Raw genomic sequence first — 10,483 nt, 5'->3', positions numbered from 1 at the left:
ACCCTCCCACACCCAATATCCTTCGCGCTCGAAGAATGTGCGGTCAAATGCCTGAAGCACTTCCGGCCGCAGCAGGTCAGGCACGCGGCTTGCTGGGACGACGGTGTCGGTTTGACTCCGATGTGTAGATGATGTATTCATTCACTACTCCTCGCGTGAGCATGTCGCTGTGAGAGGACTACTATATTCCTGAGAGCCAACGGTATCAATCGCAGTGCTAAATCCTGGACCTCCAGCCGCCACATAGCCATCGCTGGCACCTGTTAAATCGGGACTCACCCAGAAAGAATATAACTGTCCGTTTGTTAAATAAAACCTAAATTTCACCGACTTACCAGCCAGAGAAGATAAATCTTCTCCTGTTTTCCACCTGACTAATTGACACGTCGTATCCCTGCTTATAGGAACGCAGTTTATATGGGAATATGGCGCAATCACAGTGCCTTGATCGTCTAAAATTTCAACTTGGAGCATACCCTTTTTTGTATTCGTATTCACAAAAAGATGCTTGCCCTTATTGAATATAACGGGTCTCGTTGTTAAAGATTCAGTAGATAAACCGGCATTCATGGAAGCAAAACCATCTCGGCGAAGTATCGCTACTCCAGTCGTCCCTCCTGCATACATGTGTCTACCGAGTGTAGGTGACGCTCCCGACCAGGCACCAAAATAAAAGTAAATCTTATCATTCACTACCAAACACCCACCACCTGCCGCATGAATATAACCCCTATTCCAGCTGCCTTCCTTTCGCGATGCGACTATAAAAGGACTGCGAACAGGTCTATGCCAGTGGAAACCATCGCGGCTATAACCTAACACCAGTTCATTCGTCTTAGGGAATCCCCCTATGGCACATAGCTCATTGGGTGGACCTTTAAAAATTGCAAACAAGCCCAGAAGCACGCTCTCATAGGCAACTGCATTAACGTCATATAGCTGAGGTGCGTATCCGAGGTCAGGGTCAGCTGGGTCCAGTTCATCAGCTCTCGCCCAGAAGGCCACATCCTCCTTCTTCCATGAAGCACCTTTGATAAAATCCTCGTGTTCGCGATAACTTCGGGTGCGTCCAAGCGTCCGATTCGAGGTCCTAATACTGTAAACCCACTTTTTCCTGAAGGCATTATAGAAGAAAGTCGTATTATCCCCACAAGGACCCGTTCTGACTGGATTACCCCAGTGGATACCATCAAATGAGGTATAAACTTCCCCGCCTGACCCCTCAGGAGAACGGAAGTATACAAACATTTTAAACCTTTGATTCGGGTCGTCTGTTTCGGGGTCTAACCAAACTGCGGCTCCATCTCGCCGATAGCCTTCCCTTACCGGAAGTACCCTGTTCGTCGCTGGTGCTACATCTAACATGGGTCTATGCCAATGTAAGCCATCTTCACTGATCGCATAACCCACACCATCGAACCATCCTGCATGATACCACATTTTAAATAACTGGTCTTCGGCATCATAAAAAACGCCGTCATTAAACGGAGCGGCAACCGGATATTTCCCATTATTGATCTCCAGTTGCGTTTCAGGCTTTAAAACCGGATTATCTTCATATAAGCGTGGTTGGTGGAAATCCCTTTTTAGAGTGGTATTTTCAATGAGAAAATCATCTACAAACAGTTGTCTTCCCGTATCTATATAAATAACTGTCGGCGGATTTTCTAAGTAGGGTACTGAGATAGGTGAAAGGGTTGTGTCACACAAATTTCGTGGGGGCCACTCTTCGGGCAGACGAATCCCATTATATAGAATTTCTCTCTCATTATTTTCCATTATCAAAACCTCCTTGCCGCTTCGTTCTCTCGAACTTTTTTATGTGAGGATAGCAAGTGATAGACCCCGCGCGAAAGCAACGGGGTCTTAACACCGAAGAGATGTTGAAAGGGAATATCTATTGGGAAGCCTGCTTAACCTGACCCCATGTGGTAGCGAGGTGCCCCAATGGAGAAACTGGGAGAACTTCCTCCATATTATTCATGACCGTCTCGATATCGTCTTCATCCAGCTCGCCTCTGAAAATGGCGACCTCGTCAATGACACCGTTGAAAAATGAACCGCCTCTGTGATCACCCATGCTGACGCCGATGGCAAAGCCGTTCTCGTGATCAATGCTACCTTTGACCGAACTATGGTCAATAGGGTTTCCCTGCTGTTCTCCATCGACGTAGACATATCGCTCACCCTTTGTTCTGCTAAAAACCACCGCAAGATGATGCCACTTCCCGTCGCCAAGACCCGCGCCTCTGTTGTCACAAACTGTGACAGGTTCAGTCTGTAGTCAGGTCCTGATTTGTCCGCCGTCACTGAACTTGACTTCAAACCCAGTCCAGTCCCCAGCCAGCCGTGTTTTACTCATTATGAAACCCGTGCCCGTATCCGTTTTAAACCAAGCGGTAACAGTAAAATCGGTCTTATCGCCGAGTTCAAACTCAGTGAGTTTGTCAGCGCTTTCCGTCTCGACTGAGGTCCCGCTGCCATCAAATTCCAGAGCACCGCCGAACTTACCTTCAACCCATTTGGGTCCGGCTATGAGCTCGCCGTCATTGCCATTGGGTGAGGAATCTTTCGCTACATTTCCTCTACCTTCGTCAAAGAGCCATACCCCGATTGCGTCATCTACGCTAACTTCAGCTGCGCTTAGTAAAGGGAATGCAAAAGCTAGACACGCGCAAGCTATGACCTGTATCACCAATACCCGTATCATCGATAGTTCCTCCTTACTTTCTGAGATAGAATGAAAATGGAAAAACCTGAGATAGAATAGAAAATGGGAAAACCGTTCGCTTACAGCTTAATCTTACCCCATGTAGATTATAATGTCAAGTTAACACCTCAATTTCGCCCAAATAAGCCAGTTATCGATTGCAAAGATAACAGGAGTTGACCCAGCAATACTTCATCATTTCATCCGAACTCGAAAGCTAATTGAAAATCCTTAGGCTATCCAGTATTGTATCATCCATCAGAGGTGGCAGATCAAGTCAACGAGAAGGTTGCGCTACACACCGAAAACCTATATAGTAACGCTGCGTTGGCTTCTCTCTGTTGCGGTTACTCACGCGGATACTGAGTTTTTTCAAGTGTGATGTTTCGGTAGGTGTTCTTTGTGCGAACAGATTTAGCAAAAATAGGATAAGCCGAGGAGGAACACACCAAACAGTACGAAAATGTTTTTCTTGAGTAAAGTACGAAATTTAGTTAAAATATGTATAGTTAGAAATGAAGGCACTTGTTAACTTTCCTTTCAGAACGGTGGGACGTTTTTGAGAGGATGCCCTCTTTTTTGCTTTTTTGGCAGAATTATGCACCCTTTTTTTTCTTGGTTCGCGTCACTATAGTGAAGCCAATTAATTGATAGGGTGTCTCTTCGCGATTTGTAGACACGCCTATCCATGAAATGTGGAAATCCTATAAGTTCCCTTGATGAAAATGACCTTTCTGGAGATGTCTGGTGAGAAACGATAATACTGCATTAATTCAACGTATCCTTGCGGGTGACGCAACTGCCTTTGAGCATCTGGTGAGAAAATACGAGAAACAGGTTCACACGCTCGCGTGGCGGAGAATCGGGGATTTTCATATCGCCGAGGATATTACGCAGGAAACCTTCCTGCAAGTCTATCAGAAATTGGAAACTTTGGAGGATCCGGCGCGGTTTTCAAGGTGGCTTTATGTCATTACGGGTCGTCTCTGTATCGCGTGGCTCCGAAAAAACCAGCGACACACCGAACCGCTGGAAGACACGGACATCTCTGAAGTAGAGACAGAGGCGTATTCTCGGTATGTCGCGACGGAACGCGCGAAAACTTTTGACGAAGCGAGACGTGACTTGGTGGAAAAGCTACTTGCGAGGTTGAAGGAAGGCAATCGGACAGTCATCACACTTCATTACCTTGAAGGCATGACTTATGCAGAAATAAGTAACTTTTTAGGTGTGTCAAAAAATACGATTAAAAGTCGGCTCCGTCGGGCACGGCAACAGTTAAAGAAGTATAGATTCATGGTTCAAGAGACGTTAGATATCCCAATTGAAGAAGAACATCTGGACGGAGGTTTTGGAATGAAATTAACTTTGGAAAGAGAGGAGTTTTTGTACTCCCTACAGGTACTGCAGAGTGTCGCGAGTGGGCAGGATACCTCACCGATTCTCTCAAATGTTCTCATCCATGCGGAAGGAAGCACGATTGAGTGTATGGCGACGGACATGGAAATCGGTGTCAGAATAAAGGTTGAAGGGACCATCAAGGAGGCGGGAACCATCGTTGTTTCTGCCAAAGAATTGGAGGCTATCGTTAAAGCATGGCCCGCTGAAAAACCGATAGGCTTGGCAACGATAACAGACGATCAGGTTGAAATCACTTCTGGGGATAGCGTGCGCAAAATCGTTGGGTTCCCCGATAAAGAGTTCCCACAATTTCCCTCCGTTGGTCCGGAAGCATTCACAATTGATGGAGAAACGCTGCGGTCTATCCTCCACAAAACCGAATTTGCTGCGTCCACAGAGAAAAAGCGTCGATTTCTAAACGGACTCTATTTTAACCTTTTTGAGGACAGAACTGAAGTCGTTGGATGCGATGGCAAGCGCATTGCCATCGCACGTTGTGAACCCTTCAAGTTGTCAGAGGAAAGTGATGGATTCATTATACCGCTCAAAGCCGTCAAAGAAATCGAGCGAAATTTTGCCAATTCCCCAGAGATAAGGATTTCACGCGTTAAAAGCGAGATTCTTTTTGCCGATGCGCACGCGACGTTGACGGCGCGATTGGTAGACGCTGAATATCCGAAGTATGAAAAACTCTTTCCAGAGTCTCCTAAGATGCATACAGTTGTGCAGAAAGAGTCAATTTTGCATACGATACGTCAGATTTCAGCATTTTCGGATCCGAAATGTCCTATTGTCTGTTTAGAGATAGATGAACAACAGATTCGGGTTTCGCCGAGGGACCCTGATCCAGATGAGAAGCATGAGACGTTGGCAGTCGAGTCCAGCACTGGAAGTATTCGTATCGGTTTTGATGCTCGGTTGCTGATAGAGGCACTCACGCACATTGGGACGGAGTCCTTGGTCATGGAGTTCTTGGGTGAATTGGATCCTGTCATTTTAAAACCGATCGGTGAAGAGGGACATATTTACCTCATCATGCCAATGCGCTTGAAGTCCTAAACGTCTTCTGAGGAAAAACGATGTTGCGGACGTTGATACGCCAAGAACTTTTGATTCATCTGATGAGTGCGCGTTTTTTTGCTGCGGTCGTCATTACACTCCTGCTTGTCGTTGCAAATACGTTTGTCTTGATTGGCGCGCACGAGGAACGCCTCGCCGACTATAGCCAGCGGGAGGCGGTGAATCAGGAGGGCATCGCCACGACACCTACCTATTCATATCTAAAATTGAAGGTTCAACGTCCGCCCAACCCGTTGAGTCTCTTTAGTACCGGCTTAGAGACCCGTTTCGGCAGTGATCTTGACATAGCATTCGACGGCGTGCCGTCCTTCTCGAACCCCATCGTTGATGTTAGACCAGAGGAAGAACAATGGGCATTTGGCAGCGAACCATCCGTCTCAAGCCCCGGAGCACCCCTCGGTTTAAATAACCCATATCTGCGTCTCTTTTCACAGATAGATATCGCCTTTATCTTTCAGGTTGTGTTGAGTCTACTGTCCCTACTTTTCGCTTATGATGCGATTGCGGGTGATTGGGAGACGGGTACCTTACGTTTGGTGCTTTCACACCCGGTGGGTCGCGGGAGTGTCCTGCTTGCCAAATATCTCGCGGCGATGGTATGCCTATTACTCCCCGTGTTGATGAGCCTGTTGTTCGCACTGATTCAGTGTTCGTTCGCGCGTTCTCTACAATTCAGCACAGATGATTTTCTGCGAATTGGCGGTATTGTTTTGACGACAATCGTCTACCTATCGGTTTTCTATCTCATCGGTCTGCTCGTTTCCACAACAACCCGTCGTGCTGCTACATCCCTGATGCTCTGCATGTTCTTGTGGGTGGTTTTGGTACTCGTCTATCCGAACTGGAGTCGATTTGCCTTGAATTCGGGGGGCGGCACGCGGGCAGAAAGAAAATCCGCTGACCAGCAGATAGCGCAGATTCGGGAAGCGGCAGATCGAGAACGGGATCGGTTCTTAGATAGTAGTCCGCTTAAGGGAGACCCTCCACTATTTTTTGATACATTTGCAGGAACCGATTTCTTTAGAAAGGGCATGTGGTATCTCGGGGACTTGCCTCGGATGAACGTCGAATTGAGAGATCCCGAAGACCCACTGGTAACGCACTTGCGCCGTTATTATGAATTCGCCGCACCCCTGCAAATCCGGAGTGCTGAAAAGGTCGGCTTCGTCGTCCAGCAATTGGTGTCGCGTACATCTCTCCAGCAAGCACAATCGGATGAACGTTTCATGAAGCTCAGTCCTGCGAGTCTCTACACGTTTGCAACCGCCGCATGGGCAGGCACCGATTTAGACAGCATGGTGGATTATATCCAAGCCGCACAGGCGTACCGGCGCACCCTCATTGATACCTTTCATGAGAGGGAGGCGTTTGCGAGCCTGCGATGGTTTACCACGAATCAAGGGGATATAGATTGGTCGATCTTGCCCCATTTTCACTTTGAGCGTGCAGATGTCAGCATCAATGCGCAGCGCGCTCTGCCTGAACTGTTTTTGCTGTTATGCATCAATATCGTCCTATTCATGGCAACATTTTTGATTTTTATCAGAGTTGAAATATAGAATGGCGGTCAGCAGTCAGGTCGCTGTGCTTTCAGCGATCAGTTAAGAAACAGACATGGTGGTTGATCCTGTGCTTATTACCACGAACTGCTGATTACCAACAGCCCTTACTCATATGGCACACCCGCTCTTTGCTGACGGCTGATTACTGACAGCCGACAGCCATAAAAAAATGATTTGGCATATTGTTACACGTGAACTTTTAGACCATCTCACGAGTCTACGCTTTGGCTTAGCCACATTCATCCTTGTGGCATTGATGGTAACCAACGCCGTTGTGCATCTTCGGACCCATCCAGAACGGGTGCGGAAGTATTCCGAGAAGGTTAACGCGTCTCAGACCGAGTTGGAATCCCGAACGCAGTTGTATGTGCTGCTGCAAAAGGGACCCGGTAAACTTTACAAACGTCCCGCATCCCTTGCTTTCATTGCCGATGGGGGAGACGCGTTGTTACCGGACGAAAGCGTCAGTGGTGGTTTCTGGCGACTATACGGACTTGCCTATATTTGGTCGATGGGCGTTCCTCGTCTGAATATGGAGGCACTCAGCAATCACCGGCCCACTGCCACAGTGATTGATTGGGTTTTTATCATCACGTATCTGCTCTCTTTTATTTCGCTCCTCTTTACCTTTGACGCGCTCTCTGGGGAACGGGAACACGGGACGCTGCGGTTGTGTCTTGCAAATTCGATTTCGCGCTCTGCCCTGTTAATGGGTAAATTCCTCGGTTCTTTCATCACAGTGCTCATCGCTTTCTATGTTGCAGTGTTGTTTAATCTCGCCATCATTTCTACAGAGAGTTGGACGCAACTCGGCGGGGCAGATTGGGGACGTATGGGGCTCATCCTGCTGATTGCTTCTTGCTACGCTGGCATCTTCATTGCTGTTGGGCTTATCGTCTCCGCCGGGACCCGAGAAAGTCGGTTAGGTCTCGTTGTTCTGTTGCTCATCTGGGTAACCGTTGTAGTGTTTACGCCATCAACTCTTGGCACATTCTCGGCAAAATGGATGCCCTCCGTTCAAACGCATCATCAATTTCAGATGGCAAAATCGACTGCCTTCGACCAAATTAGTAGCGATTTCCTGAATAAAAGGGAGAAATTGAAAGAACGCCGTCAGTCGGCAGAAACTTCGCAGGAAGATGTCGCAGAGGTAGACGCTGCGGAATTAGAGATCCAGCGAGAGTTTGTCAACAAAGATATGGAGATGCGTGAACGGCTAAGCCGCCAACACCTCGCGGCGCAAAGTGCTCAAGTTCTGCATGCAAGGCAGCTAACCCGATGTTCCCCTGCGGCGATTGTCCAATACGCCCTTGAATCCATGGCAGGCACTGGCTTTCATCGCCATTTGCAATTCTTAGAACACTGCCGCCTTTATATCCAACAATTCCGAAACTTCATCGTTGAAATGGATCGGGCGGATTCAGAAAGCCTTCACTTCGTCGGGGTCCGGAAAGGTATGTCGGAAAAGTCCGTCCCACCAGAGGCTATTCCGGTATTTGAGGATAAAATAACCTTTCAGGACACACTCAATCCGGCTATAGTGGATATGCTGTTACTCGTTTTACTGCTCGGTGTATCTCTTTCGGCGGCATTCCTCGTTTTTCTGCGTTCGGAAGTATAAACTGCTCTGAAATTACTATGGATATATTTTTAAGTGATTTTACTTTTTTTAAACCGCCTCCCAAAAAAGCCCACTCTTTAGGTTAAAATCAATAGGGAACTGTTTATGCGATACGATCTATCAACGCACACCAATCTGACGGATGAAGAACTCATTCGGCTAGCACAAGCCGGTGATGAATTCGCATTGGCAGAACTGATGTCGCGTTATAGTCCACGCATTTGGAAAGTGATTACCGCAAATTCGAGACAACGCCGCGACGCTGAGGAAATCCGCATGGATGTCTGGAGAGCCGTCTGGGAGAATATCAGCGGGCTGCGAAGTGTTGAGAGTTTCGGTGGATGGCTACATCGCATTGCTTATAACGCTTGCAAAAGGTACTACGCTTCCGCTGGTCGTTCGGGAAGTGAAATTCCGTCCGAGTCTACCGATCTAACAGATCGCATTGATCGGGATGCAGTCGCGCGTTTCAGGGAAACGGAACGTTACGACGCTATAAGGGAAGCAGTGTATCACCTTCCAGATAAAGTCCGCCGCGTTGCGGTCCTATATTATCTGGAATTGTGGAACATCAACGAAATCCACACTGAACTCGGATTGGCGGTAGGCACAATCAAAACCAAATTGAGACAGACACGTGAACTCCTGCGTAAAGAGTTCGGTGTCGAACCGAAAAGAGGGAGAACTATGGCATCCAAACAGGAAGAATCCAAACACACTCAAACCAAAATCAAGGTGATTGGTGTCGGTAGCGCGGGCGGCAACGCCGTTAAACGAATGATTGAAGACGGTTTGACGGACATTAAATTTTTTGTCGTGAATACAGACCAGCAAGCCCTTGATAAGCACCCTGAAGCAACACAGGTGCAGATCGGTGCGAATACCACTCAAGGGCTTGGTTGTGGCGCGAATCCAGAGATAGGGAGAAGAGCCGCTGAAGAGGACACGGAAACGCTCAACGCCATCGTTGCAAACGCGGATATCGTCTTTGTTATAGCCGGTATGGGCGGCGGAACAGGAGCGGGTGCTTCGCCTCTGATTGCTTCTCTCGCGCAAGCACAGGGTGCTTTGGCTGTGGGTGTTGTGACGTGTCCATTCAATTTTGAAGGTCAACGTCGCGCCGAACAAGCGAAACGTTCGCTACAGGAAATTCAAGAGAATGCTGATTCTGTTATTGTCGTGCAAAACCAACGGTTGCTTGATTCGATAGAGCAGAAACAGAAACTGTCACTGACAATACGCGAGGCGTTCCATCTCAGCGATGAGATGCTGCTTCAAAGTGTTGAAAAAAGTATCTCGGAATTTCACTCCAGTATCCTGCGAAACTAACGCTGGTAGTGCATATCTGCGCTGCAAGTTGGATGTTGGAATATATAATTAGCGTCGAGGTTTAACCTTTAAGGACACTTTGATGAGGATTAAGAATCGAATTCTTATTCCTCATCAAATTATGAAGCCAGTTCCTAATCGGAGGAAGCTAATTGATGAAAATGCCGAAGTTTACAACGGCAAAGGTTCGTGCAGCGCACGAGTGTATCACAAACAAACGAGTAAAACAGAAAAATTACACGATAGTATTGCTCATCACGTTGTCGTTTATGTTAATCACAAACTTACAAACTTCGGCAGTTGAAAACACACAGACCGTCCAGAAAGAACTCCGCGCAGTTAAAACAGAACACCCACCTATCATTGACGGTGTCCTCGACGATGCTTGCTGGCAAGAGGCACCACAGGCTACTGGTTTCACCGATGAACGCACCGAAAGACCAGCGAAGAACCAATCGATTGGTCGGGTCGTTTACACGGACACAGCCATTTATGTCGGACTTCATCTCTACGATGATATGACCGATAAAATTGTGGCGCGCCAGACCAAAGACCAAACGCGGATCCGTGGAGAAGATTGGGTCTCCTTCAGTCTTGATCCGTTTCATACGCACCAGTTTTCGGACAGGAATTTCTTCATCGTAAACCCACTCGGCACGAAATACGCCCATCTCGCTACGGGACGCGCCGAGAAAAGCGAATGGATTGGACTCTGGAAAACGGCGGCGCAGATTGTAGAAGATGGTTGGATTGTGGAGATGGAAATCCCGTGGCAGATGC

At 47.7% G+C, this 10,483-nt stretch carries 8 protein-coding genes; 5 read left to right on the top strand and 3 right to left on the bottom strand.

Translation table 11 applies throughout. From position 1 onward, the window contains the following. Window positions 1-144: 144 nt before the first annotated feature. From J4G07_19585 to J4G07_19575, 3 genes are all read right to left on the bottom strand, one after another. Complete coding sequence (locus J4G07_19585) at window positions 145-1,779, bottom strand: hypothetical protein (protein MCE2416192.1); 1,635 nt, start codon at window positions 1,777-1,779, stop codon at window positions 145-147. 118 nt (window positions 1,780-1,897) lie between these two features. After that, window positions 1,898-2,209: a hypothetical protein gene (locus J4G07_19580; protein MCE2416191.1), complete on the bottom strand. Its 312-nt coding sequence runs from the start codon at window positions 2,207-2,209 to the stop codon at window positions 1,898-1,900. 75 nt (window positions 2,210-2,284) lie between these two features. Continuing rightward, entirely contained in the window at window positions 2,285-2,710 is a 426-nt protein-coding gene (locus J4G07_19575) for a hypothetical protein (GenBank protein MCE2416190.1), read from the bottom strand. A gap of 747 nt (window positions 2,711-3,457) precedes the next feature. On the opposite strand from J4G07_19575, the gene dnaN reads away from it, so the two are divergent. The 5 genes from dnaN to J4G07_19550 form a co-directional block, all read left to right on the top strand. Further along, window positions 3,458-5,170, top strand: a complete 1,713-nt coding sequence (gene dnaN, locus J4G07_19570; GenBank protein MCE2416189.1) for a DNA polymerase III subunit beta — start codon at window positions 3,458-3,460, stop codon at window positions 5,168-5,170. Between the two features lie 20 nt (window positions 5,171-5,190). Continuing rightward, a complete protein-coding gene (locus J4G07_19565) occupies window positions 5,191-6,750 on the top strand; it encodes an ABC transporter permease subunit (protein MCE2416188.1) in 1,560 nt (519 codons plus the stop codon). A 172-nt stretch (window positions 6,751-6,922) separates the two neighbouring features. Continuing rightward, entirely contained in the window at window positions 6,923-8,374 is a 1,452-nt protein-coding gene (locus J4G07_19560) for an ABC transporter permease subunit (GenBank protein ID MCE2416187.1), read from the top strand. Between the two features lie 105 nt (window positions 8,375-8,479). Then, window positions 8,480-9,703 (top strand): sigma-70 family RNA polymerase sigma factor, encoded by a 1,224-nt coding sequence (locus J4G07_19555; GenBank protein ID MCE2416186.1) that lies wholly within the window; start codon window positions 8,480-8,482, stop codon window positions 9,701-9,703. A 155-nt stretch (window positions 9,704-9,858) separates the two neighbouring features. Further along, a partial coding sequence (locus J4G07_19550) for a hypothetical protein (GenBank protein ID MCE2416185.1) occupies window positions 9,859-10,483 on the top strand: 625 nt, incomplete at its 3' end.

The sequence above is a fragment of the Candidatus Poribacteria bacterium genome (assembly GCA_021295715.1).
In the GTDB taxonomy this organism is placed as follows: Bacteria; Poribacteria; WGA-4E; order WGA-4E; family WGA-3G; genus WGA-3G.
This window is presented reverse-complemented; position numbering and strand designations above follow the sequence as displayed.